General features: G+C 70.8%; 22 protein-coding genes and 1 tRNA gene. 6 read left to right on the top strand and 17 right to left on the bottom strand.

Features of this window, described 5'->3' with window-relative positions:
• Positions 1 to 48 precede the first annotated feature (48 nt).
• The 10 genes from CEK66_RS01895 to CEK66_RS01850 form a co-directional block, all read right to left on the bottom strand.
• On the bottom strand, positions 49 to 1,620 hold the full coding sequence (locus tag CEK66_RS01895; protein ID WP_017909346.1) for an APC family permease: 1,572 nt from the start codon (positions 1,618 to 1,620) through the stop codon (positions 49 to 51).
• A 372-nt stretch (positions 1,621 to 1,992) separates the two neighbouring features.
• Positions 1,993 to 3,825 carry a DUF885 family protein gene (locus CEK66_RS01890; RefSeq protein ID WP_152235768.1) on the bottom strand — a complete coding sequence of 611 codons (1,833 nt, stop codon included), beginning with the start codon at positions 3,823 to 3,825 and terminating at the stop codon, positions 1,993 to 1,995.
• Positions 3,822 to 5,654 (bottom strand): DUF885 family protein, encoded by a 1,833-nt coding sequence (locus CEK66_RS01885; protein WP_152235767.1) that lies wholly within the window; start codon positions 5,652 to 5,654, stop codon positions 3,822 to 3,824. Before CEK66_RS01885 ends, CEK66_RS01890 begins: the two co-directional genes overlap by 4 nt.
• A gap of 82 nt (positions 5,655 to 5,736) precedes the next feature.
• Positions 5,737 to 6,945 (bottom strand): Xaa-Pro peptidase family protein, encoded by a 1,209-nt coding sequence (locus tag CEK66_RS01880; protein WP_152235766.1) that lies wholly within the window; start codon positions 6,943 to 6,945, stop codon positions 5,737 to 5,739.
• On the bottom strand, positions 6,942 to 8,534 hold the full coding sequence (locus CEK66_RS01875) for an aldehyde dehydrogenase family protein (protein ID WP_152235765.1): 1,593 nt from the start codon (positions 8,532 to 8,534) through the stop codon (positions 6,942 to 6,944). The genes CEK66_RS01880 and CEK66_RS01875 overlap by 4 nt, the downstream gene beginning before the upstream one ends.
• A 1-nt stretch (position 8,535) precedes the next feature.
• Positions 8,536 to 9,441, bottom strand: coding sequence for a dihydrodipicolinate synthase family protein (locus CEK66_RS01870; protein WP_017909351.1), 906 nt, complete (start codon positions 9,439 to 9,441; stop codon positions 8,536 to 8,538).
• Positions 9,438 to 10,808 (bottom strand): FAD/NAD(P)-binding oxidoreductase, encoded by a 1,371-nt coding sequence (locus tag CEK66_RS01865; RefSeq protein ID WP_152235764.1) that lies wholly within the window; start codon positions 10,806 to 10,808, stop codon positions 9,438 to 9,440. Before CEK66_RS01865 ends, CEK66_RS01870 begins: the two co-directional genes overlap by 4 nt.
• Entirely contained in the window at positions 10,801 to 11,049 is a 249-nt protein-coding gene (locus CEK66_RS01860; RefSeq protein WP_170268107.1) for a (2Fe-2S)-binding protein, read from the bottom strand. Before CEK66_RS01860 ends, CEK66_RS01865 begins: the two co-directional genes overlap by 8 nt.
• Positions 11,046 to 12,146, bottom strand: coding sequence for an FAD-dependent oxidoreductase (locus CEK66_RS01855; RefSeq protein WP_152235763.1), 1,101 nt, complete (start codon positions 12,144 to 12,146; stop codon positions 11,046 to 11,048). Before CEK66_RS01855 ends, CEK66_RS01860 begins: the two co-directional genes overlap by 4 nt.
• Entirely contained in the window at positions 12,143 to 13,084 is a 942-nt protein-coding gene (locus tag CEK66_RS01850; RefSeq protein WP_017911045.1) for a 4-hydroxyproline epimerase, read from the bottom strand. Before CEK66_RS01850 ends, CEK66_RS01855 begins: the two co-directional genes overlap by 4 nt.
• 172 nt (positions 13,085 to 13,256) lie before the next feature.
• On the opposite strand from CEK66_RS01850, the gene CEK66_RS01845 reads away from it, so the two are divergent.
• From CEK66_RS01845 to CEK66_RS01830, 4 genes are all read left to right on the top strand, one after another.
• A complete protein-coding gene (locus tag CEK66_RS01845; protein ID WP_152235762.1) occupies positions 13,257 to 13,964 on the top strand; it encodes an AraC family transcriptional regulator in 708 nt (235 codons plus the stop codon).
• Positions 13,965 to 14,399: 435 nt separating this feature from the next.
• On the top strand, positions 14,400 to 15,770 hold the full coding sequence (gene ftsY / locus CEK66_RS01840) for a signal recognition particle-docking protein FtsY (RefSeq protein WP_152235761.1): 1,371 nt from the start codon (positions 14,400 to 14,402) through the stop codon (positions 15,768 to 15,770).
• Positions 15,771 to 16,010: 240 nt separating this feature from the next.
• Positions 16,011 to 17,072 carry an A/G-specific adenine glycosylase gene (mutY, locus tag CEK66_RS01835; RefSeq protein WP_152235760.1) on the top strand — a complete coding sequence of 354 codons (1,062 nt, stop codon included), beginning with the start codon at positions 16,011 to 16,013 and terminating at the stop codon, positions 17,070 to 17,072.
• Between the two features lie 41 nt (positions 17,073 to 17,113).
• Complete coding sequence (locus CEK66_RS01830) at positions 17,114 to 17,392, top strand: oxidative damage protection protein (protein ID WP_017912227.1); 279 nt, start codon at positions 17,114 to 17,116, stop codon at positions 17,390 to 17,392.
• 288 nt (positions 17,393 to 17,680) lie between these two features.
• On the opposite strand, the gene CEK66_RS01825 is transcribed toward CEK66_RS01830, so the two are convergent.
• The 3 genes from CEK66_RS01825 to CEK66_RS01815 form a co-directional block, all read right to left on the bottom strand.
• Complete coding sequence (locus CEK66_RS01825; protein WP_017909671.1) at positions 17,681 to 18,139, bottom strand: DUF6491 family protein; 459 nt, start codon at positions 18,137 to 18,139, stop codon at positions 17,681 to 17,683.
• A gap of 115 nt (positions 18,140 to 18,254) precedes the next feature.
• Positions 18,255 to 19,166 carry a M48 family metallopeptidase gene (locus CEK66_RS01820; protein WP_152235759.1) on the bottom strand — a complete coding sequence of 304 codons (912 nt, stop codon included), beginning with the start codon at positions 19,164 to 19,166 and terminating at the stop codon, positions 18,255 to 18,257.
• Between the two features lie 57 nt (positions 19,167 to 19,223).
• Entirely contained in the window at positions 19,224 to 21,083 is a 1,860-nt protein-coding gene (locus CEK66_RS01815; RefSeq protein WP_152235786.1) for a formylglycine-generating enzyme family protein, read from the bottom strand.
• Positions 21,084 to 21,234: 151 nt separating this feature from the next.
• On the opposite strand from CEK66_RS01815, the gene rnd reads away from it, so the two are divergent.
• On the top strand, positions 21,235 to 22,320 hold the full coding sequence (rnd, locus tag CEK66_RS01810; RefSeq protein ID WP_152235758.1) for a ribonuclease D: 1,086 nt from the start codon (positions 21,235 to 21,237) through the stop codon (positions 22,318 to 22,320).
• A gap of 103 nt (positions 22,321 to 22,423) precedes the next feature.
• Here rnd and CEK66_RS01805 read toward each other — a convergent pair whose 3' ends face one another.
• Positions 22,424 to 22,828, bottom strand: coding sequence for an H-NS family nucleoid-associated regulatory protein (locus CEK66_RS01805; protein ID WP_010344215.1), 405 nt, complete (start codon positions 22,826 to 22,828; stop codon positions 22,424 to 22,426).
• A 232-nt stretch (positions 22,829 to 23,060) separates the two neighbouring features.
• Here CEK66_RS01805 and CEK66_RS01800 point away from each other — a divergent pair.
• Positions 23,061 to 23,136: transfer RNA gene (locus CEK66_RS01800), tRNA-Ala, on the top strand.
• A gap of 192 nt (positions 23,137 to 23,328) precedes the next feature.
• Here CEK66_RS01800 and CEK66_RS01795 read toward each other — a convergent pair.
• From CEK66_RS01795 to CEK66_RS01785, 3 genes are all read right to left on the bottom strand, one after another.
• Positions 23,329 to 23,511, bottom strand: a complete 183-nt coding sequence (locus CEK66_RS01795) for a hypothetical protein (protein WP_043092554.1) — start codon at positions 23,509 to 23,511, stop codon at positions 23,329 to 23,331.
• An 84-nt stretch (positions 23,512 to 23,595) separates the two neighbouring features.
• The gene (locus CEK66_RS01790; protein WP_017907720.1) at positions 23,596 to 24,117 is read right to left on the bottom strand and encodes a chemotaxis protein CheW; all 522 of its coding nucleotides are present in this window, start codon (positions 24,115 to 24,117) and stop codon (positions 23,596 to 23,598) included.
• Positions 24,118 to 24,128: 11 nt separating this feature from the next.
• On the bottom strand, positions 24,129 to 24,665 hold a 537-nt coding region (locus CEK66_RS01785; RefSeq protein WP_226978464.1), incomplete at its 5' end, for a methyl-accepting chemotaxis protein.

Below are 24,665 nucleotides of genomic sequence, written 5' to 3'. Positions count from 1 at the left end.
CACAAAAAGGGACAAGAACCGTCCTACGCCTCTCCACACACGCAACGGCTACTCCCCGTCATCCTCTTCCAACGCGAGTTCCTCCGGACGCAGGCCGCTGCGCGCACCCCAGTGGTAGCAACCCAAGGCGATCGCGGCCACGCACAGCGTGTCCCAGGGATGCGCGATCCAGCCGCTGCCGCCGAAGGTGCCCAGACGCGACACCACCAACACCAGCGCGAAGAACACGATCAGCCACAGCACACCGCGCACCTGCCGCCACAGCCGCGCACGGCCGGCGGCGTTGGGCAGACGGTACAGCACGTACAGCGCGAACATGGCGATCTGCAGGCCGAGCAGCCACGACAGCGTGTTCCAGGTCGACCAGTACACGATCAGGCCTGCGACGATGAACGACAGCGGCCCGAGCAGCGCCATGCCGCGCAGCCGGAACGGCCGCGGCAGCTCCGGCGCACTGCGCCGCAGTGCGGCCACGGTCACCGGCGCCACCGCATAGCTCAGCACCAGCGCCGCCGACACCACGTTGATCAGCGCCTCCCACGAGGGGAACGGCAGGGTCCAGAACACCGACAGGCCCAGGCTCAGCCACAGCGCCGGACGCGGGATGCCGGAGGCGGCGTCCACCTTGGTCAGCACCGGCAGGAATCCGCCGCTGCGCGCCCAGCCGTAGACCACCCGCGGCGTGGCGTTCATGTAGATGTTGCCGGTGCCGCTGGGCGAGATCATCGCGTCGCAGATCACCAGCGCCGCCAGCCAGCCCATGCCCAGCGCCAGGGCGATATCGTGGTACGGCAGCGAGAACGCCTTGTCGATGCCGCCCCAGCCGTTGACCAGATGTTGCGCCGGCACCCCGCCGAGGAAGGCGAGCTGCAGCAGCACGTAGATCACCGTGGACAGTGCCACCGACAGGATCAGCGCGATCGGGATGTTGCGCTGCGGATCGCGCACCTCGCTGGCCACCGACACGATCGGCGTGAGCCCGAGGTAGGCGAAGATGATGCCGCCGGCGGAGATCGCCGCCTCCACCCCGGCCGCACCGAACGGCGCGAAGCCCTGCACGTGCAGGTTGCGCGCATCGAAATGCGCCATCAGCAACACGATCACCAGCACCGGCACCAGGAACTTGAACACGCTGACGATGTTGTTGGCGGTGGCGAAGGTCTTGACGCTGTAGTAGTTGAGCAGGAAGAACGCGACCAGCAGCGCCAGTTGCAGCAGCCAGCCGGCGACGCTGGGATGAGTGCTGCCGGCCTGGTTGAGCCAGGGGAACCACGCCGCGGCGTATTGCCGCGCCGCTTCCACTTCGATCGCGATCAGGCTGGAGAAGGCGATCAGGGTGATGAAGCCCATCAGCCAGCCCAGCAGCACGCCGTGCGAGTACTCCGGGTAGCGCACCACGCCGCCGGCGCGCGGCAGCGCCGCGCCGAGTTCGCAGTACACCAGGCCCAGCAGCAGCACCGCCACGCCGCCGGCGATCCACGAGACGATGCCGGCCGGCCCGGCGATCGCCGAGACGTGGCTGGCCGAGAACAGCCAACCGGACCCGAAGATCGAGCCCAAGCCGATGAAGGTCAGATCGGTGAGGCTCAAGCGCTTGTGGAACTTGCCTTGTGCGGCCATGGCGTCTCCCGCTGGATTGGTGTCACTGGCGATTCGATGATCTGCGGCGTTCCCTACCCTCACCCCAACCCCTCTCCCGGAGGGAGAGGGGCTTTTACTTCCCTTCTCCCCTCGGGAGAAGGTGCCCCGAAGGGGCGGATGAGGGTCCGAGCGAAGCCTCGTGCAGCTGAAACACCGCATGCGCTTCGCGCCCGACCCTCACCCCAACCCCTCTCCCGGGGGGAGAGGGGCTTTGCTTTTTCCTTCTCCCTCCGGGAGAAGGTGCCCCGAAGGGGCGGATGAGGGTCCGAGCGATGCCTCGTGCAGCTGAAACACCGCATGCGCTTCGCGCCCGAACCCTCACCCCAACCCCTCTCCCGGGGGGAGAGGGGCTTATTGCTTCGCCGCCTCCTTCGACCAAGGCGATTTCCCACCCTCGGCAATGAACCGGTCGATGCGCTGCTCCAGCACCGGCAGCGGCACCGAACCGGTTTCCAGCACCGCGTCGTGGAACGCGCGGATGTCGAACTTCTCGCCCAGCGCCTGCTCCGCCTTGCGCCGCAGTTCCAGGATCTTCAACTCACCCAGGTAGTACGACAGCGCCTGTCCGGGCCAGGCGATGTAGCGGTCGACCTCGGTGGTCACCTCGTGCTCGCTGAGCGCGGTGTTGTCGCGCAGGAATGCCTGCGCCTGCTCCCGCGTCCAGCCATCGTGGTGGATGCCGGTGTCGATCACCAGCCGGCATGCACGCCACATCTGGTAGGTCAGGTAGCCGAAGCGGTCGTACGGGGTGTCGTACATCCCCATCTCCTGCCCCAGGTATTCCGAGTACACCGCCCAGCCCTCGCCATACGCGGAAATGAAGGTGTAACGGCGGAAATCCGGCAGGTTGTCCTGCTCGGCCGCCAACGGCATCTGCAGCGCATGGCCCGGTGAGGACTCGTGCAAGGTCAGCGCAGCGAGGTTGTACAGCGGCCGCGACGGCAGGTCGTAGGTGTTGACCAGGTAGATACCCGGGCCACCGCGCCCGCCGGTGTAGAACGGCGCCAGGTCCGCCGGCACCGGCTCGATCGCGAAGCGCTGCCGCGGCAGCCGGCCGATGTAGTCGCCGATCTTGCCGTCCACGCGCTTGGCGATCCACGCCGCGTCCTTGAGCAGTTCTTCCGGGGTCTTGGCGTAGAACCTGGGATCGGTGCGCAGGTAGTGCAGGAACGCCGGGAAGGTCTGCTGCCCCGGCGGGGTCTTGAAGCCGCTGTCGGCGATCGCCTGGTCCATCTCCTTGCGCAGCCGCGCCACCTCCTTCAGGCCCACCGCGTGGATCTGCTCGGGGCTGAGGTCGAGCGTGGTGTATTCGCGGATCTGCGCGCGGTAGTACGCCGCGCCGTCGGGCAGCGATTCGGCGGCCAGCGCCGGGCGTGCCTTGGGCAGGTATTCCTCGCGCATGAAACGCAGCAGCTTGGCGTAGGCCGGCACCACCTGCTGGGCGATCGCCGTGCGCGCCTGCGCGCGCAACTGCGCCTGCAGCGGCGCCGGGATCGTCGCCGGCATCTGCTTGAACGGGGTGTAGAACAGATTGGTCTCGCCAGGCGCCTGCGCGACCTCGGCGATCGACTGGTCGCGGCCCTGCAGGGTCACTTTGGGCTGGGCGAAACCGCGCGCCAGGCCGGCGCGCATGTTGGCGATCTGCTCGTCGAAGTAGCGCGGGATGTCGGCGAGCTGTCCGAGATAGCGCTGGTAGTCCTCGCGGTTGCGCAGGGTGGCGCGCGCAGTGAACCCCAGGTCGCTCCAGAACGCGGTGTCGCTGTTGAACGGCATTTCCCAGGCGCGGAACCGCTGCTGGTCGAGCAGCACCTGCAGTTGCTGGCGATAGACCTGGTAGTTCACCTGGTCCTGCGCCGACAACTGCGCCGGGTCGATCGCATCCAGATCATGCAGCGTCTGCTGCCAGTAGGCGGTGCGCTGCGCCTGGGTGGCCGGATCGACCTTGGGCAGGTGATCGGCGGCCTGTCCCTGCGCGTCCTCGTCGTCGGCGCCGGCGAACTGCTCCTGGCGCCATTTCCACTCGCGCTGGTACAGCGCTTTGAAGCGCGCGCCGGCATCGCCGGCGGGGGCAGCGGCCGCCGGCGCGGCGGTCTTTGCCGGCGCGGCGGCGGCAGCACCCTGCCAGGCCAGGGTGCACGCGATGGCCAGGGCCAGCGCCGTGCGCAGTCGGGAACGGGAGGTCATCGCGAAGTCTCCGAAGTGGCGGGGGTGCCGGCCTGGACCTGGGCGATCCAGGCATCGATGCGCGCGTCCAGCAGGTCCAGCGGCATCGCGCCGCCGCCGAGGATGGCATCGTGGAAGGCGCGGATGTCGAAGCGCTCGCCCAGCGCGCGCCTGGCCTTCTCGCGCAGCGCCAGGATGTCCAGTTCGCCGAGCTTGTAGCCCAGTGCCTGGCCCGGCCAGACGATGTAGCGATCGGTCTCGGCCTGGATGCTGGGCTCGTCGTCGGACGGATGCGCGTGGAAGAAGTCGATCATCTGCTGCCGCGTCCAGCGCTTGTAGTGGACGCCGGTATCCAGCACCAGTCGGTTGGCGCGTAGCAGTTCGCCGGCCAGGCGGCCGTAGTCGCTGTACGGATCGCGGTAGAAGCCCACCTCCTTGCCCAGCTTCTCGGCGTACAGCGCCCAGCCTTCCACGTAGGCGTTGTAGCTGGATTGTTGGCGGAACGGCGGCAGCGGCAGGGTCTGCGCCAGCGAGATCTGCAGGTGATGACCGGGCACGCCCTCGTGGTAGGCGGTGGCCTCGATGTTGACCAGGGTACGGTGCGCGTAGTCGCTGGTGTTGACCATCACCAGCCCCGGCTTGCTGCCCTGCGCGTCGCTCTGCCAGTACTCGGCACCGGGCGCGGTGGCACGGAACGCCGGCATCGCGCGCACCTCCAGCGGCGTCTTCGGCAAGGTGCCGAACAGCTTGGTCAACTGCGGCTGCATCTGCGCGATGTCGTCGCGGTAGCGCTGCAGGATCTGCTCGGACGAACTGGCGAAGAACTTGCGGTCATGGGCCACCGCCTGACGCAACGCCGGCAGGTCGGCATAGCCGAGCTGCTTGGCGATGACGCCCATCTCGCCCTCGATGCGCGCGACCTCGGCCAGGCCGGTCTGGTGGATCTGCTCGGGCGACTGATCGGTGGTGGTCTGGGTGTGGATCGCGAAGCGGTAGCGGCGCGCACCATCGGGCAGCGACCACAGGCCTTCGTGGACACGGCCCTGCGGCGCGTATTCGTCGGCGACGAAGTCGGCGAGCTTGCGATAGGCCGGGCGCACCTGCTGGTCGATCGCCGCGATCATCGCCGCGCGCAGGCGCGGCCGCTCGGCCTCCGGCACTGCCGCGGGGAACTGCTGCAGCGGCGCGGCGAACGGACTGTCGGCCCCGGCCGGTGCGGCGATCTCGCGTACCTGCGCGGGAATGCGCTCGAGCAGGTACTTCGGCTGCACCAGCCCGTCCCTGGCGCCGGCGCGCGACAACGCCACCACCTGATCGAGCAGCGCCGGGATCGCCTGCAGGCGCTTGATGTAGTCCTCGTAGTCCTTGACGCTGGCGAACGGGAACGCCTGCGCATAGCCCGGCAACGCCACCTGGATGCCGCCGACCGGCTCCAGCGGCATCTCGTCGTTCTTCAACGCGATCGCCTCCAGCCGGTCGCGCAACTGCCGCTGCATCATCTGCAGGCTCAACCGCTCCTGCGCCGACAGCGCCTTGGCATCGATCGCATCGAAGCGCGCCAGGAACGCAGCGGTGGCCTGGCGTTCGGCCTCCAGCGCGGCGAGCGAATAGTCGCTCCAGCGATCGTTGTAGCGGCTGTCGCCGATGATGCTGGCGAACTCCGGATGGTGTTCGAGCTGGTACTGCCACTGCGCGTCGAGCAGCGCGGCGAAGGCCTGCGACGGCGAGGTGCTTGCCTTGGCCGGCGCCGTTGCCGCCGGCGTGGAAGGCGCCGACGGTGCCGACGGCTGACAGGCACTCAGCAGGGCCAGTGCCAGCATGCCGACGACGGGCAGACGTATGTGCTTCATCGAGGAACTCCGCAGGGCGGCACGCGCCCGTGACACACCGCGGCGGCCGCCGCGCAAACGTTGCAGGCGGCCGCCCTACGCATCAGGCGAACGGCCGGTCGATCGCCGGCGACGGGGGCGTGAACCACTGCGCGCCGTCCTCGGTGACGTAGAAATGATCCTCCAGGCGCACACCGAACTCGCCCGGCACCACGATCATCGGCTCGTTGCTGCAGCACATGCCCGGGGCCAGCGCCAGCGCATTGCCGCGCACCAGGTACGGTGCCTCGTGGATGCTCATGCCGCAACCGTGGCCGGTGCGATGCGGCAGCCCCGGCAACTGGTAGTCCGGGCCGAGCCCGGCACGCTGCAGCACCTTGCGCGCGGCCTCGTCCACCACCGCGCAGGCCACGCCCGGCCGCACCGCGGCGAAGGCCGCCGCCTGCGCGTCGTGCTCCAGTTGCCAGATGCGTCGCTGCTTCTCGCTGGGCTCGCCGAAGATGTAGGTGCGGGTGATGTCGGAGTGGTAGCCCTGCACCGTGCAGCCGGTATCGATCAGCACCAGTTCGCCCGGGCGCAGCGCCTGCACGCCGGGAATGCCGTGCGGATACGCGGTGGCATGGCCGAACTGCACGATGCAGAAGGTCGAGCCGTTGTCGGCACCGAGCGCGCGGTGCGCCTGGTCGATGAAGCGGGTCAGTTCCGCGGTGGTGATGCCTTCGTGGATCAGCCCGGCGGCCAGCCGCTGCACGTGCAGGGTCATGTCACAGGCCTGCTGCATCAGCGCCAGTTCCGCCGGCGACTTGCGCATGCGGCAACCGTCGACGATCGCCGCCGCATCGCGGATGGCGATCCGCCCCAGCACCGCCGTCAGCCCGGTGTGCACCGCAAAGGCCACGCCCGGGTCCAGCGCCAGGCTCTGCGCGTCCAGTTCCAGCAAGGCCTCGGCGACCAGCGCGTGCGGATCCTCGTGTTCCTGCCACAGGCGCTTGCGTACCGGCACCGACAGCACCGCGTCCAGCGAGCCTTCCTCGAACGCCGGGCAGATCAGCAGCGGATCGCCTTCGGCGGTGAGCAACATCGCCACCAGGCGCTCGCTTGCGCCCCACGGCACGCCGGTGAAATAGCGCAGCGAGGCGCCGGCGCCGATCAGCAGCGCGTCGGCACCGTGCGCACGCATCAGCGCACGCGCGTTGGCAAGGCGCTGCCGGTACTCCTGCTGTTGGATCGCCGGCGCGCGGTGCGGCCACGGCGCCAGTTGTGCGTGCGCCTGCTCCAGGGTCAACCCGCCGATCTGGGCCTGCTCGCTCATGCGCGCGGCTCCACGTCGGCGGTGCTCCAACTGCCGTCGATCAAGCGCTGCACGCCGCCGGGATTGCGATCGCGCAGCAAGGGCGGCAGCAGCGCGTCGGGCACGCCGTCATAGCTGTGCAGCGCGGCGAAGCGGCGGATCGCCGCGGGCATGCCGACGGCAGTGAAGCCCGGATGGCCGGTGCTCGGATACGGGCCGCCATGGTTCATCGCCGGGCTCACCGCCACGCCGGTCGGCATCTTGTTGCAGATCAGGCGGCCGACCCGCGGACGCAGCGCCGCGGCCAGCGCGGCGAAGGCCATGTCGTCGCTGCCATCGGCGGCGCGATAGAGCGTACCGGTGAGATTGCCCTCGAAGCTGCGCGCCAGGGCGGTCAACTGCCCCAACCCGCCGCTGCGCACGATCAGGCTGACCGGGCCGAACGCCTCGGTCTGCAGCGCCTCGGGCTGCTGCAGGAAGGCCTCGGCCGACACTTGCAGCAGGGTCGGCGCATGCCGATAGCCGGGGCCGGCATCGGCCTCGCCACCGGCCAGCACCGTGGCGCCAGCATCGCGCAGCGTGCCCACGCTGCGCTGCAGATGCTCCAGCACGCCGCGCGAGAACAGCAGCGCCGGCGCAGCCGCGGCGAAATGCGCGGTGGCCGCGGCGACGAAGGCATCGCCGGCCTCGCCCTCGGGCACCACCACGATGCCCGGGTTGGTGCAGAACTGGCCGCTGCCCATGGTGCAGGAGGCGAAGAACTCCTGCGCCAGCGCCGCACCGCGTTCGGCCAGCGCGCCCGGCAGCAGGAACACCGGATTGACGCTGGACAACTCGACGTAGGCCGGCACCCCGGCGCGGTCGGCGGCGGCCTTCAGCGCCAGCCCGCCGGCACGGCTGCCGGTGAAACCGATCGCGCCCAGGCGCGGATCGCCTGCCAGTTCCAGGCCCAGCGTGCTGTCGAAGTGATACAGCAACTGCACCGTCGCCGCCGGCAGGTCGTTGGCCAGCAGCGCCTGGTGCGCGAGCTGGGCCAGGCGCTGGCTGGTGGCCGGATGCGAGGGATGCGCCTTGGCGATGACCGGATTGCGCGCGGCGATGGCCGAGGCGAAATCGCTGCCGGCCACCGCGTTGAACGCGAACGGGAAATTGTTCGGGCCGAACACGAGCACCGGCTTGTGCAGCGGCCCCAGCTGCGCGCGCAGGCCGGCCGCGGTGTCGATCACCGGCTGCGCCCAGCTGTGGCTGCGCACTGCCTGTGCGGCCTGGCGCAACTGCCCGCTGGCGCGCGGCAGTTCCACCTTGGCCAAGCGCGGCTCCACCGGCAGGCCGGTTTCGGCATGGGCCAGCGCCACCAGGCGCTCGACGTCGGCGTCGATCGCGTCCGCGTACGCATCCAGGAACCCGGCGATGCGTTCCGGCGCAGCCGCGGCCAGCGCATCGGCGCTCAGCGCCGCCGCGCTCAGCGCCGCTTCCAGGTCGGCGGCGCCGCTGATCGGGAACGACGGGCCGAACTCGCTCCCGTCGCGCGGGTCCTCGGCGCGGAAACTGCCGCGCTCTTCCAGCGAGGCCTGCCAATGGCCGGCCAGCAACAGCGGTTGCGTGCTCATCTCAGTGCCCAGGGTGGGTGGCGATGGCGTGGTCGATGACCTTCAGCGCGGCCTCGCGCTCGGCGCCTTCCAGCACCAGCCGCGGCGCGCGCACGCGCTCGCTGCCCAGGCCGACCTTCTCCTGCACCAGCTTGATCAGCTGCACGAACTTGGGCACGGTGTCCAGGCGCAGCAGCGGCAGGAACCAGTCGTATAGCGCCTTGGCCGCCGGGTAGCCGCCGTCGCGGGCCAGCTCGAACAGCTTCACCGACTCCTTCGGGTAGGCGTTGACCAGGCCGGCGATCCAGCCCTTGGCGCCCATGCTCAGGCCTTCGACGATCGCATCGTCCATGCCCACCAGCAGCACCAGGCGGTCGCCGAGCAGCTCGCCCAGCGCGGCGAAGCGGCGCACGTCGCCGGAGGATTCCTTGACCGCCTGCAGGTTCGGGAATTCGGCGGCCAGCTCGGCGATCTGCGCCGGGCTGAAATCGGTCTTGTAGGCGATCGGGTTGTTGTACAGGATCGCCGGCAGGTCGGTGGCGGCGATCACCGCGCGCATGTGCGCGCCCATTTCGCGCCAGTCGGTGGAATACACATACGGCGGCAGCACCATGAGGCCACCGCAGCCGACCTGCTTGGCCGCCTGCGCCAGGCGCACGGCCTCGTCGGTGGACAGCGCGGCGATGCCCGGCACCACCGGGATGCGGCCGTCGACCGCCTGCACCAGGGTCTTCAGGATCGCCAGCTTGTCGTCGAAGCTCAGCGTAGCCGCCTCGCCCAGCGAGCCCAGCGGCACGATCGCAGTGCAGCCGGCGTCGATCATCAGCTGCGCATGCTTGGCCAGGAACGCGTGGTCGATGCTGCCGTCGGCGTTGAAGGGGGTGGTGATGGCCGGCAGCACGCCGTACCAGAAGGAAGCCTTGCTCATGGATGTACACCTTGTGGAGAGTTGCGAAGGGATGCCGCGCGCGACGGCGCGGCGCAAGCGGTGTGCGGACCGGGGTCCGGACAGGGATGGGCCAGCGCGTCCAGCCGCGCCGGGAACAGCGGCGGCCGGCGGCCGTCGTCGGAGAAATCGGCGGCGCGCGCGGCCAGCCCCAGCTCGGTCAGCGCGCTGCCGCAAATGCGACCTTGGCAGGCGCCCATGCCGCAGCGCGAGGCCAGCTTGGCGTCGCGCAGGTCGGCATGGCCCTGCAGCGCGGACAGCGGCACGTCTTCGCAGCGGCACACCAGCGTGTCCGGCGCGGCCAGCGCGTGGATGCGCGGGTCCAGCGCGAACTGCCGCTGCAGCAGTTCAGCAAAGGCGCGCGCGCGGCGCCGCTGCGGCTGCAGCGCCTGCGCAGCGGCGTCCTGGCCGGCGGCCAGATGGCCGGCGATGGCGCCTTCCACCCGCGCGCAATCGCGCCCGCCGATGCCCAGCGCCTCGCCCGCGGCGTACACGCCGTCGACGCTGGTGCGCAGTTGCGCATCCACCGCCACGCACGGATGCGCGCCGCTGCGGCCCAGCCGGCAGCCCAGCAGTTGCGCCAATTCCACGTTCGGCACCAGGCCGTAGCCCACCGACAGTTGATCGCAGGCGAGACGGCGGCGGCCGCGCGGGCCGTCGATCTCCGCCTCTTGCACGCGGCCCTCGCCGTACGCGGCCAGCACCACGCTGCCGGCGTGGTAGCCGACCCCGGCCAGTTGCGTGCGCAGCGCCAGCGCCTGCAGCGCCTTGTCCGGCCAACGCAGCGGCAGCTGCGCGGCGAACGCGGCCAGCGCGCGCCACGGCGCCTGTTCGACGATGCCCAGCACCTGCGCGCCGTGGCGATGCAGCGTCGCCGCCGAGGCCAGCAGCAGCGGCCCGCTGCCGGCGACCAGCACGCGCCGCCCGCGCAGCGGCCAGCCCTGCTTGGCCAGCGCCTGCGCGCCACCTGCACCGGTCACCCCGGGCAGGGTCCAGCCCGGGAACGGCAACAGCAACTCGCGCGCGCCGGTGGCCAGCACCAGCGCGTCGTAGCCCAGCCAGCGCGGGCCATCGGGTCCATCGGTGAGCAGTTGCCGGTCCTGCGCCAGCAGCACCTGGGTCTGCGGCAGAAACGTCACGGCGCTGGCCGCCAGTTGCGCCAGGGTGCGCGCGGCCAGGCGCGGCGGCGCCTGGGCCACGTCGTGGCGCCAGATCTGCCCGCCGGCACGCGCCTGCAGATCGACCAGGCCGACGCGGCGGCCATGCCCGGCCGCGGCCAGCGCCGCCGCCAGCCCGGCCGGCCCGGCGCCGATCACCAAGACCTCGAAGTGGGTGCGCGGCTCAGCCATCGGTCCACACCTGCATGCCGTCGCGCGCCGGGGTGATGCAGGCGCGCAACTGGCCGACGCGGTCGATGCGCACCCGGCACTCGGCGCACACGCCCATGCCGCACAGCGGCGCGCGCGGCTGGCCGCTGCGCGAGCGGCGGAAATGCGTGGCCACCTGCGCCACCGCCGCGGCCACGCTGCTGCCATCAGGCACTTCGACATCGCGGCCGTCGACCTGCAGGCGCAACATGCGCGCGCTCATGCCAGCGCCCGCCCCGGCGCGTACGGCGCCGCGTCGATGGCCGTGGGCCGCTGCAGCAACTGGTCCAGCAGCAGGCGCGCACTGCCCAGCGCCGTCGTCACGCCCAGGCCCTCGTGGCCGGCCGCGACCCACACGTCGCGCCGCTCCGGCACCGCGCCCAGGTACGGGCGTCCGTCCGGCGTGGCCGGACGCAGGCCGGTCCACACCCGGATCGCCTGCAGTTGCCGCAGGCCCGGCAGGAACGCGAAGGCGCGCTCCAGCATCCGCTGCAGCATCGGCATCGACACCGTGCGGTCGGTCGCATCGAATTCGCGCGAGGAGCCGATCAGGATCTGCCCGGTCGGCCGCGGCTGCACGTTGAACGCCACGCTGCTGCCGTCGCTGCCGTGCGCGCTGTCGGCGTAGCCCAGTTCCAGCAATTGATGGGCGACGAAGCCCGGATAGCGGTCGGTGATCACCAGTTGCCCTTTGCGCGCGCGCATCGGCAGTTCCGGCAACAGCTCCGGCACGGCGCAGCCGGTGGCGACCAGCACCGGGCCATGCAGCGCGCTGCCGTCGTCCAGACGCACGCCGGCATCGGCCAGCGCAGTGGCGCGACGCCCGGCGTACAGCTGCGCACCGGCGGCGCAGGCACGCTCGACCAGGTAGCGCGCCATCCGCGGCGGATACACCACCGCCTCGGCGGCCACGCGCATGCCGCCGGCCAGGCCCGGCACCAGCGCCGGCTCCAGTTGGTACAAGCGCTGCGCATCGAGCGCTTCGGCGTGCACGCCGGCCGCGGCCAGCCGCTGGATCTTGGCCGGAATCGCCTCCAGTTCGCGCGCCTCGCGCGCCACCCACAGCGTGCCGCAGCGGCTGAACTCGGCCTCCGGCAGCGGCGCGAATTCTTCCCACAAACGCAGCGAGTACGCCGACAGCGCCAGTTCCGCCGGATCGTCGTCCATCGCCACCAGGTGCCCCATCGCCGCGGCGGTGGAACCGCCGCCGATACTGCCCGACTCGACGATCGCCACGCGCAGGCCGGCGGCCGCCGCCGCATCGGCGCAGGCCGCGCCGACGATGCCGGCGCCGACGACGATCAGGTCGAAACCGCTCATGCGGCGCCGATGCCCCAGGCGAACGGATCCTGCGGATCGATCGACAACTGCGCGCGCGCAGTGATGTAGGCCTGCCCGGTGATGCGCGGCAGTACCCCGCGCGCACCGGCCGTGTAGCTGCCCTCGAACACGCTGCCGAGGATGCCCTGCTGCCGCCACACCTGGCCCGGCGCCAGCTTGCCGTCGGCGGCCAGGCACGCCAGCTTGGCGCTGGTGCCGGTGCCGCAGGGCGACCGGTCGTAGGCCAGGCCCGGGCACAGCACGAAGTTGCGCGCATCGGCGCTGGCGTCCGGCGCCGGCCCGTTGATCTCGATGTGGTCGATCTCGCCGCCGTCGGCGCCGCGGATGCCCGCCGCCTCCAGCGCCAGCCGCACCGCCTCGGTGTAAGCGGTCAGCGCGCGCTGGTGGCGCAGTTCCAGCGCGCACGGCGTCTGTTCGGTGATGAAGAACCAGTTGCCGCCCCAGGCGACGTCGCCGCGCACGCGCCCGTACTCGGGCACCTGCACTTCGACGCCGGTGGCATGGCGGTAGCTCTCGACGTTGTCGACCGAGACGCGGCCGTCGGCGTGCAGTTCCACGCCGACCGTGCCCACCGGCGTCTCGATGCGGTGCGTGCCCGCACTCAGCCGGCCCAGCTCGGCCAGCGTGCGCACCAGGCCGATGGTGCCGTGGCCGCACATGCCCAGGTAGCCGACGTTGTTGAAGAAGATCACCGCCGCGCAGGCATCGGCGGCCACCGGCGGCAGCAGCAGCGCGCCGACCATGGTGTCCGAGCCGCGCGGTTCGCAGGCGATGGCGCTACGCCAGGCGTCGAAGCGCGTGCGGAACAGCTCCCGGCGCTCGGCCAGGGAACCGGTTCCCAGATCGGGGAAGCCGGAGACGACGACACGGGTCGGTTCGCCGGCGCTGTGCGAGTCGATGACATCGAGTGTATGCATGGAGCCATGCTCACATTCGGCACCGCCGCCGGCTAGCAGCGTTTGCCTGTCGCCAATGCGGAAGTTCGCACAACCCGGCGACGCCCCAGGGCGCCGACTTAGGCTAGCATCGGCATTCGGGGGACGCGCGGCGGCGCGCCCGCACCGCCGCCCACTTCCGCAGGTGAACGCCATGGACACTCTGATTTCGGCACTGGAACTGCAGACGCTGTTCGACGCCCTGCCGGACGTGGTGTTCTTCGTGAAGGACCGCGACGGCCGCTACACCCACGTCAACCTGACCCTGGTGCGGCGGCTGGGCAAGAAATACCGCGCCGACCTGATCGGCAAGTCGGCTGCGGACGTGTTCCCGCTGCCGCTGGGCGGCAGCTACCTGATGCAGGACCGGCGCGTGCTGTGCGGCGAGGTGATCGAGAACCAGTTGGAAGTGCACTTGTTCCCGAATCGCACCCCCGGCTGGTGCCTGACCTTCAAGCGCCCGCTGTGCGAGGGCGAGGAGGTGATCGGCGTGGTCGGCATCTCCCGCGACCTGGGCCAGCCGGACAACCGCCATTCCGCCTACGAGCGCATCAGCCGCGCCATGGAACACATGCAGGCGCACTACGGCGACAACCTGCGCGTGCAGACCCTGGCCGACCTGGCCGAGCTGTCGGTGGCGCAACTGGAGCGACACTTCCGCCGCGTGTTCCAGCTGACTCCGCAGCAACTGCTGACCAAGATGCGCATCGAAGCGGCGATGCGCCTGCTGCACGGCGACGACAGCATCGCCAGCATCGGCCAGTTGTGCGGCTTCGCCGACCAGAGCGCCTTCGCCCGCCAGTTCAAGGCCACCGTGGGCATGACCCCGCGCGACTACCGGTCGATGAAGGGCAAGCTGTGAAAAGCCGGGAATGGGGATTGGGGAATCGGGATTGGTTGCTGAATGCGGGCGTTGGGATGGCTGCACTGCAGATGCGGATGCGGATGCGGATGCGGCTATAGAAGCAGCTTCAGCCCCTCGGGGCAGCCTCTCCCGCAAGGAGAGAGGATGCTAAAGCCCCTCTCCCTCCGGGAGAGGGGTTGGGGTGAGGGTCCGGCACAGCCGATCGCATTGAAATGCCATGACATGTCTGCACCTCCACCCTGCGACCGCACTTCACTTTGAACACCACGGTTGCAGCTAGCCCGCCAATTGGGACAAGCGCCGCGCCAATGCACGCACACACGGTCGTGAGGCACGAATTCCACTTTGCCGACCATCCCAGCCAGCCCCCGCTGCACCGGCCGCTCAGGTCGCAAGTGGTAGCATTCTTCGTTTCCGGTCCACGCGTCATCCATGGTCAGCCTATTCCGCCGCAACAAGCCCCAGGACAACGCCGGCGAGAGCCGCACGCAGCGCTACAGCATCGAGGAACTGGCCGCCGCCTTCCCCAAGCCGGCAAGCGCCGAACCCGCTGCGCCTGCGCCGTCGGCGCCGCCCATCGCTGAGGCAGCGCCTACCGCTCCCGCACCCGCCGCCACCCCGGAACCGACGCCCGCGCCGGTCGCCGAACACGCCGAACACGCCGTACAGGCGCCGGCCCCGGTCGCGGTCCCGCAGCCGCAATCGACGCCGCTGCCGCCCGCAGCGCCCACGCCGCCGCAGGCCTATGTGCCGGCGCCGGCCGCCGCGCCGGTGCCGAGCGTGCCGCAGCCGACGCCCGCCCCCGCCCAGCCGCCCGTCGCGGTGTCCGTGCCTGCCGCCGACGCCGACCTGGTCCGCAGCGACGCGCTGCCCGCTGCGCCGGCCGGCAAGCCCGGCTGGCGCGAGCGGCTGCGCAACAGCAGCTTCGCGCGCAGCGTCGGCAGTCTGTTCTCGCGCAATCCCAAGCTCGACGACGACCTGCTCGACGAGATCGAGACCGCGCTGATCACCGCCGACGTCGGCATCCCCGCCACCACCGCGCTGATCGAGAGCCTGCGCAAGCGCATGAAGGCGCGCGAGTTCGCCGACGCCAGGGCGCTGCAGCAGGCGCTGCGCGCCGACCTGCTGGCGATCCTGCAGCCGGTGGCCAGGCCGCTGCAGATCGACCGCAACGCCAAGCCCTTCGTGGTGCTCACCGTCGGCGTCAACGGCGTCGGCAAGACCACCACCATCGGCAAGCTGGCCAAGCGCTTCAAGGACGAGGGCCACAGCCTGATGCTGGCCGCCGGCGACACCTTCCGCGCCGCCGCGGTGGCGCAGCTGCAGGCCTGGGGCGAGCGCAACGGCGTGAGCGTGATCGCGCAGGGCCAGAACGCCGACGCCGCCTCGGTGGCCTTCGATGCGCTGCAGGCCGGCAAGGCGCGCGGCACCGAGGTGCTGATCGCCGACACCGCCGGCCGCCTGCACACCCAGACCGGGCTGATGAACGAACTGGGCAAGATCCGCCGCGTGCTCGGCAAGCTCGATCCCAGCGCGCCGCACGAGGTGCTGATGGTCATCGACGGCACCACCGGCCAGAACGCGCTGTCGCAGCTGCGCCAGTTCCACGCCGCGGTCGGCGTCACCGGTCTGGTGGTGACCAAGCTCGACGGCACCGCCAAGGGCGGCGTGGTGTTCGCCCTGGCCCGCGAATTCGGCATCCCGATCCGCTTCGCCGGCATCGGCGAGCGCCCCGAAGACCTGCGCGTGTTCGACGCCGAAGCCTTCGTCGACGCGTTGCTGCCCGACGCCTTGGGTGCCTGATCCTGAGCCCCTCTCCCACTGGGGCGACTGGGCACGGCTTGCGCGCCACTGGCGCGCGTGCCCTGGAGCGCCCGCGCCGCCAGCGCGGGCCGGGGCGCGGAGCGGGGGTTGGGGTGAGGGTGCGGCGGAGCCCGCCATGCCGGCATGCGCACTACCCAAACCGCACCAGGCTTCGCCCGTACCCTCATCCGCCCCTTCGGGGCACCTTCTCCCGAGGGGAGAAGGAACTCAGATGCCAGCATGCGCCAGCCCTCTGACACCTTCCCTACCCGCCTGCTCGCCTGGTTCGACCGCCACGGACGCCATGACCTGCCCTGGCAGCATCCGCGCAGTCCGTACCGGGTGTGGCTGTCGGAGATCATGCTGCAGCAGACCCAGGTGGCGGTGGTCATCCCCTATTTCCTGCGCTTCCTGCAGCACTTCCCGACCCTGCCCGACCTGGCCGCCGCCGACAACGACGCGGTGATGGCGCAATGGGCCGGGCTCGGCTACTACGCCCGTGCGCGCAACCTGCATGCCGCCGCCAAGCGCTGCGTGGAACTGCACGGCGGCGAGCTGCCGCGCGATTTCGAGGCCCTGCACGCGCTGCCCGGCATCGGCCGCAGCACCGCCGGCGCGATCCTCAGCCAGGCCTGGAACGACCGTTTCCCGATCCTCGACGGCAACGTCAAGCGCGTGCTGACCCGCTATCACGGCATCGCCGGCTATCCCGGCCTGCCGGCGGTGGAAAAGCCGCTGTGGGCGCTCGCGCACGACCACGTGGCCGCCGTGCCGGACGGGCGCATGGCCGACTACACCCAGGCGCAGATGGATTTCGGCGCCACCCTGTGCACCCGCGCCAACCCGGCCTGCGTGCTGTGCCCGCTGCAGGACGACTGCGTGGCGCGCCGCGACGGCCTGGTCGAGGCGCTGCCCACGCCCAAGCCGGGCAAGACCCTGCCCGAGCGCGAGGCGCTGGCGCTGCTGCTGGAGAACGCCGCCGGCGAATTGCTGCTGCAGCGGCGGCCGCCGACCGGCATCTGGGCCTCGCTGTGGACCCTGCCGCAGGCCGACACCGACAGCGAGCTGCGCGCCTGGTACGCGCGCTGGATGCGCGGGCGCGCCTACGACGACGCCGAAGCGCTGCCGCCGATCGTGCACACCTTCAGCCATTACCGCCTGCATCTGCAGCCACTGCGCCTGCGCAAGGTCGCCATGGGCGATGCGCTGGGCGACAATGACGACCTGCGCTGGGTGGCGCGCGCCGACCTGTCGACGCTGGGCCTGCCCGCACCGATCCGCAAACTGCTCGACGGCCTCTAGCGCGCCAGCGCGCGCCGCCGCACGCACCGCCAGGAATTGCCATGTCCCGCACCGTCTTCTGCCAGTACCAGCAACGCGACGCCGAAGGGCTCGATTACGTGCCCTATCCCGGCGAGCTCGGCAAGCGTGTGTTCGCGCACATCGGCAAGGCCGGCTGGCAGGCCTGGCTGGCGCACCAGACCATGCTGATCAACGAGAACCGGCTGTCGCCGCGCGATCCCAAGCACCGCGCGTTCCTGGAAGCGGAACTGGAGAAGTTCCTGTTCCAGGGCGGCGCCGACAAGCCCGACGGCTACGTGGCGCCCGACCAGGCCTCCTGAGCACCACCGCGTCGTCGCGTCACGCGCACGCACCGACGCTCAGACACCGCCAAGCGCCTGCGTTCGTCGCACCTCACCCGATCTCCAGGAGCGGCTTCAGCCGCGACACGGCCTTACCGGTAATACCCGTCGCGGCTGAAGCGTGCGCCCCGGGGCCATAAGGGCGTGCCGCACAGCACCTTGCAGTGCACCTGACGCAACAGGCTGCACCAGCAAGCGACAGCGCGACATCACACTAGCCGCACCACCGCGCGCACCGCCTCGCGAATCCCGAATCCCGGCACTGCGTCAGCTCCCAGGCGCCTGCTGCGCCCGCTCCTGCACCTTGGCCTCGCGCAGTTCCTTCTCCGAGGTTCGCAGCGCCTTGACGTCGAGCGGGCGGATGCTGTCGATGCGGCACGGCAGGCGAATCGCGGCGGGGCCGCCGCCGAGCACCAGCACGTCGTCGAACTTCGCCGAGACCTGGCTGCCGAAATGGGTGATGGCGATGCTGGGGGCGAAATCCAGGTCCTGGCAGGTGCCGGCGAATTCCAGCAGATAGGCCTGGTTCGGGCGCGTCCACACCGCCAGCGCGCTGTCGCCGAGTGCGGTCCAGCCACTGAGCCGGTTGAAGTACTGGAAGTCGCGCACCGGCGCACCGGCGTGGGCGCGGTACAGGGTCAGACGCTCGTCGTCGCTGAGCCGGTTGGTGGCGCAGCCGGCCAGCACGGCCGTGGCGACGAGGGAGGACAGCAGCAGGCGTTTCATGGCAGTGCTCCCGATGGTGTGGAGCGCATCATGCGCCCGCCGCCGTGCACGCGAGCGTGGATAAGCGCGCCGCGTTCAGCGACAAGGCAGCCAACGCGTGCGGCGACGGCAGCGCTTACTGCGGAGCACCACGCGCGGACTCGCAGAAGCGCTGCCGGTACTCCAGCGCCTTGGGCATCAGCGCCTGCAGGTTCTGGATGCGGGTGCCCGGATTGGGATGGGTGGAGGCGAACTCCGGCGGCGCCTGGCCGCCACTGCTGGCGCTCATCCGCTCCCACAGCGGCACCGCCTCGCGCGGGTCGAAACAGGCCGCCGCGGCCAGCATCAGGCCCACTTCGTCGGCCTGGGTCTCGTGGCTGCGCGCGTACGGCAGCAGGTAGCCATAGCCCATCGCCGCCATCGCCATCTGCTGCTGTTGCGGATCCAGGCCGCCGGCGGCGCCGGCCATCTGCCCGATCTGGGTCAGCTTCTGCTGGGCCATGCGCTGCGCGCCATGCCGCAGCAGCGCATGCGCGATCTCGTGGCCCATCACCACCGCCATCGCGTCGGCGTTCTTGGCCACCGGCAGCAACCCGGTGTAGACCGCTATCTTGCCGCCGGGGAGGCAGAACGCATTGGCCTGGTCGGACTCGATCACGTTGACGTCCCAGTCGAAGCCGCGCGCGTAATGCTTGGCCTGCATGCCGTGCTCGGCGGCCAGCGCGTCCTCGACCACGTCGACCTTGGCGATCAGCCGCTGCGCGATCGCACGCACCTGCTGCGCCACCTGCGACTGCGGATCGACCGGATGTTCCTGCGCCAGGATCTCCTGGTACGCCTGCAAACCCAGCGCCTTCTCGTCCTCCACATTCAACGAGCGGTCGATCAGCACCTGTTCGCCGGTGTACGGATCCTCGCTGCGGTTGGAGAACCAGTAGAACCCGGCATACACGGCAAACCCCAGGAGTACCAGCCAGCGCACCCCGCCCAGCGGTCCACGGCGGCCGCCTCCCGGTTCGCCGCCCTGGCGGCCGAAGACTTGGTTCATCGCACTCCCCCTCGCTGACTGGTGAGGCAATCTAGCGCCGGCACCGGCGCGGCGGCGTCAAATGCCGCGCACCAGGCGGAAGCCGACGCGTGCGCTGGTGCTGTCCGAATCCTGCATCAGCCGCCAGGCCGCGCGGGTCTGCTCCGGCGCATTGGCCCAGTTGCCGCCGCGCACCACCCGCGAGCGGCAGCCCGGGTTGTACCAGGCCGCGCCGTCGGCCGGCGCGCGGCGATAGCTGGCGTGCCAGCAGTCGGCGACCCACTCGCTGAGGTTGCCGGCCATGTCGTGCAGGCCCCAGGCGTTGGCGGAAAAACTGGCCACCGGGGCCGGGCCCCAGAAGCCGTCGGTGTAGCCGACGAAGGCATTGCGCCAGTGCCGCCCGCTGGGCGAGACGTCGCCGCCGCCGGTGAAGTTGCCGCTGCCGCGCGGCGGCGTGCCGGCGTTGCCCCAGGGATAGCGGCCGCGGCCGCCGGCGCGTAGGGCGTATTCGAACTCGGCCTCGCTGGGCAGCCGGTAATGCCGCCCGGTCTGCTGCGACAGCCAGGCCGCATAGGCCTCGGCGTCGCGCACGCTGACGTGCATCACCGGGCTGTTCGGCGCCGCCCGCGCGCCCTGGTAATCGGACTGCCAGTCAACGCCGTTGCGGCGCACGAAGTTGCCGCTGCGTTCGTCGTAGACAGTCGAATGGCCGCGGCGGGTGGCGCGCGGACGCGCATTGGTCGCCTCCACGAAACGGCGGAACTCGGCCACGGTGACCTCGGTGATCGACATGGCGAAACCGCGGTCGAAGCGCACGTAGTGCTGCGGCATCTCCGCCGGCGAGGCGCCGGGTTCGGTCTCGGCCGCGCCCATGCGGAAGCCGCCGTGCGGCACCACGATCATCTGCGGGCCGCGCCCGCCGTCGTGCATGCCGTCGGTGAACACCTGGCCGGGGCGGAAGCTGCCGTAGTGGGTGGCCAGGTCGATGCGTTCGCGCAGCATCGCCGCCACCGGGTCGCCGGGATCGGCGATGCGCAGCACGTCGCCCAGGCGCTCGCGCGCCGACTTCAATCCGGCCGGGGTGGCCAGATCGCGCAGGCCGGCATCGCGCAAGGCGGCGATGCGCGCCACCCGCACCTGCTCCACGCGCTCGCGCGCGTCGTGCACGGTGGGCGCGTCCTCGCGCACCCGCGCCGCGCGCGCCAGCCAACTGCCGGCGGCGGCGAAATCCGAGGCCGCCGCGGCCGTCTCGGCGCGACGGATCAGCGCGCTTTCCACCGCCGCCACGCCCTGCCGCGCGCGCGCATCGTCCGCATCCAGCAGCAACGCCTCACGGAAATTGGCCAGGGCGCCGTTGCCGTCCTCGCCCAGGCGGCCGCCGCGCAGGTCGTCCTCGCCGGCGCGGTTGTAGGCCAGCACCCGCGAGGCGGTCTCCACCCGCTGCTGCAGGCGCCGCACCGCCGGGTCATCGGCATCCAGCCACAGCGCCACCATCGCGATGCGCGCGGCCTGCTCGAGCGTGCGTTCGGAAAGATCCGGATCGCCCAGCGCCTGCGCGCCGAGTTGCAACAGGCGCCGCCGCGCCTTGCGCAGGCCGTCCTGGGCAACGCGATCGTTCGGCGCCAGGCTGCGGATCGCCAGGTACAGCGGAATCGCCGACTGCGCATCCTCGAACAGGCGATCTTCGGCCAGCGCGCGCGCCGCCTGGCGCCGCGCCTGCGGCAGGCCGCTGCGCGTCAGGGTCGGCAACGGCGGCTGCCAGCGCGCCACGGTCTCGGCCGCATCCTCGCCGCCGATGGTCACGCTGGGCGCCTGCACCGGCTTGACCGGCGCCGACTGCGCCGTAGCGGTGGCGGTGGCAGCGGCGGTCGCAGGCGCGGTCTCGGCGGCCGGCGCCGACGGCTGCCGCGCACAGCCGACCAGCGCCGCCGCAAGCATGCTCCAGACCATCACAACGCCGCTGCTGCGCACTTTCCCTCCGAACCATGGACCTTGCGACGCCATCCCGTCCGGCGCGCCGTGCGGCCGGCGGAGCGACGTTAGGCTATTCTCGCCTGCCTGAGCAAACCCTGCAGTCAACGGAAATCACGTGCCTTACTGGATCAAGCAACCTGCCGAGCTGAGCGAACGGCTGGCGCAGCGACCGGCCCGCATCGGCCTGGATACCGAATTCGTCCGCGAACGGACCTACTGGCCGCAACTGGCGCTGGTGCAGATGGTCGTAGGCGACGAAATCCTGCTGATCGACCCGCTGATCCCGGGCATGCCGCAGGCGCTGGCGCCGTGGCTGAGCGACCCGGACATCCTCAAGATCATGCACAGCGCCAGCGAAGACCTGGTCGCCTTCAAGTGCGCCTGCGGCACCCTGCCGCGGCCGCTGTTCGACACCCAGATCGCCGCCGGCCTGGCCGGGCTCGGCGCCGGCATGGGCTACCAGAAGCTGGTGCTGGAGATCACCGGCGTGCACCTGGCCAAGGGCGAGACCCGCTCGGACTGGCTGCGCCGCCCGCTGTCGCCGGCGCAGCTGGAGTACGCCGCCGACGACGTGCGCCATCTGTTCGCGCTGCACGACAACCTGCAGGCGCGGTTGCAGACCCTGGAGCGCGGCGACTGGCTGCACGAGGACGGCGAACGCCTGCTCGGCACCGTCGAGCACGACGACGGCGAACGCTGGCCTCACCTGGGCATGCGCTCGGCGCAGTTCATGGACCGCCCCGCGCAATTGCGCCTGCTGCGCCTGCTGCGCTGGCGCGACGCGCAGGCCCGGCACAACGACAAACCGCGCAGCTGGATCCTGGACAACGAACTGGCCGCCACCCTGGCGCGGTTCCCGCCGCAGGACCAACCGGCCATGCTGGCGCTGTTCGACAAACACCCCAAGGCGCCGCGCAAGCTCAGCGATGCGGTGTGGCAGGCGCTGACCACGCCGCTGGCCGACGAAGCCGACGCCCCGCAGGCGCTGGCCGCCAGCGACGACAACAAGGCCGCGCTGAAGCGGCTGCAGGACGCGGTGGCCGCGCGCAGCGCCGAACTCGGCCTGCCCGACGGCCTGCTCGCTTCGCGCAAGCACCTGGAAGCCCTGCTGGAAAGCGCGCAATGGCCGGCGCCGCTGGCGGGCTGGCGCCGGCGCGAACTGGAACCGCGGCTGCAGCCGCTGCTGGCGGCCACGCGCTGAGCGGACGCGGCCGGGCCGATCGCGCCGCCTCTTCCGCGCAGCGCGATCGGGTCAACGATCGGGCATAAAAAAAGGCCAGGAATTCCTGGCCTTTTTCGTTCGCTCAGTACTTGAAGAGCGGGAACTTCAGATCCGGGTGGCGCGCCTTCCATTCGTTGTAGGCGGCGGTGCCTTCCCAGGCGGCGAACGCCTTCGGGGTGCGGCCGCGGCCGGACCAGGTTTCGCCGGTATGCGGCAACTGATACTTCGGCTTGACCTCGCTGCGGCCGCCGGCGGACTTGCTGCTGGCCGGCTTGGGCGCTGCGCTGGTCACGTAGGCGGCGATCTCGTTGCGCTGCTTGGCGCTGAAGAACTCGGCGAACTGCTCCAGCAGCGACAGCACATTGGCGTGCGCCGCATTGGTTTCGCCCTCGCGCGCCTGCCGCTCCTGCTCTTCCAGCTTGCGCATTTCTTCCTGCAGCTTGGCCTTGGCTTCGGCGATCTGTTGCAAGTTGCGAACTTCCGTCATGTGTAAAAGACCTGTCTTTAGGTAAAAAGGTATGAGGCGGACGGTATATTTCGTCCGGAACGAAATCACCGCGGGGGATTTCGGCCGTTGAGTATATCGACTCCATGCGCGCGCTGTAGACAAAAGGCGAACACGTTTTCCGGCCCGACCGGTCCCCTGCCCCGGCGCTGCCGATGTTGCACTGCCCCCTTGGCACGCGGCCCCGTGCCCAGTTACACTAGGCGTCTGATGTGGGGCGGTAGCTCAGCTGGGAGAGCGTCGCGTTCGCAATGCGAAGGTCGAGGGTTCGATCCCCTTCCGCTCCACCATCTTGCCGTCTTCGACGGTGCAAACGAGGTCAGACAGCCACCAGGCTCTCTGGCCTTTTTTGTTGGCCGATCTTGGGCTTGGCCGCGCTCGATCGCGCGGGGTGCGCCGTCCGCTGGCGCGCCACGCAGTCCTTGGCCGTCGTACTGGCGGAACGGGAAGCGGATGCACTCCGCTCCTCGCCGCCGCATCGCTCAGTCGTGCCCGTCCTGCGCCGCCTCGCCCTGGCCGGAGCGCGGGCCGCGCTCGTGCGCCTCGCGCAGCTTCTGGTCTTCCAGCCCCGGCCGCTGCTTGGCGGTGTCGTCCTGGGCACGGTCCTGCCGGCCCTCGTGGATGCCCTGCTGCTTGCCGGACTGGGTGGTCTCGTCTTTTGCCATGGTCTGCACCTCGCTGGGGCGGATGCCCGTTCGCCGCCACCCTAGCGAGGCCGCCGTGATGCATGGATCACGGCCTACCTGACGTCACGCCGCCAGCGCCGGTGCGCCGGCCTCGGCGATGTCGTCGCTGCGCAGCAGCCGCGCGCGGTCCAGCAGGATCACCAGCCGATCCTCCAGCTTGCCCATGCCCTGCAGCAGGTCGCGGCGGATATCGCTGCCGAAGGCCGGCGGCGCCTCGATCTGCTGCGGCGGCAGTTCCAGGACCTCGTTGACCGCATCCACCAGCAGGCCGAAGGACTGCGCGCCGCCGCCCTCGTCGGTGGCGGCGCTGGCGATGACGATGCAGCTGCGCCGGGTGACCTCGCTGGGCCCGCGGCCGAGCCGCGACTGCAGGTCCACCACCGGCACCACCGCGCCGCGCAGGTTGATCACCCCGCGCACGCAGGCCGGCATGGTCGGCACCGGGGTGGGCGGACGGTACTCGATGATCTCGTGGATGCCGGCGATGTTGAGCCCGAACAGTTCGCGGTCCAGCTGAAAGGTCAGGAACTGCCAGCCACCCTGCGGCGCGTGCTCGGCCGCGCTCTCGTAGCGATCGTTGTGCATGTTCTTCCCCTTCAGAAGTTGACGAACTGGCCTTCGTCCGGCGCATCCGCCAGCGCGTAGGCCGGCACCGGGCGCGCACGCGGGCGCAGGGCCTTGCCGGCGTTGCGCAGCGGCCGGGTGGCGGCCGGCCTCGGCGCCACCGGCGCGGCACGGCGCGGCGCGGCCAGGTCCTGTTCGCGGCTGAGGCGGAAGAATCCCATCGCCTGCTGCAGCGATTCGGCCTGGGTGCTCATCTGTTCGGCGGTCGCCGCCAGTTGCTCGGAGGCCGCCGCGTTCTGCTGTGTGGTCTGGCTGAGCTGGGACACCGCCAGGTTGATCTGGGTGACGCCGGAGGACTGCTCCTGCGAGGCCGAGGCGATCTCCTGCACCAGATCCGACGTCTTCTTGATGCTGGGCACGATGGTGCCGAGCAGGCTGCCGGCGCGATCGGCCAGGCCGACGCTGTTGGCGGCGACTTCGCCAATTTCCTGCGCGGCCACCTGGCTGCGCTCGGCCAGCTTGCGCACTTCGGCGGCGACCACCGCAAAGCCCTTGCCGTGCTCGCCGGC

Origin of the sequence: Xanthomonas sp. LMG 12460, assembly GCF_009192895.1 — a bacterium.
Classification (GTDB): domain Bacteria; phylum Pseudomonadota; class Gammaproteobacteria; order Xanthomonadales; family Xanthomonadaceae; genus Xanthomonas_A; species Xanthomonas_A sontii.
The sequence above is the reverse complement of the archived record's forward strand: the minus strand, read 5'-3'. Positions and strand labels throughout refer to the sequence as shown.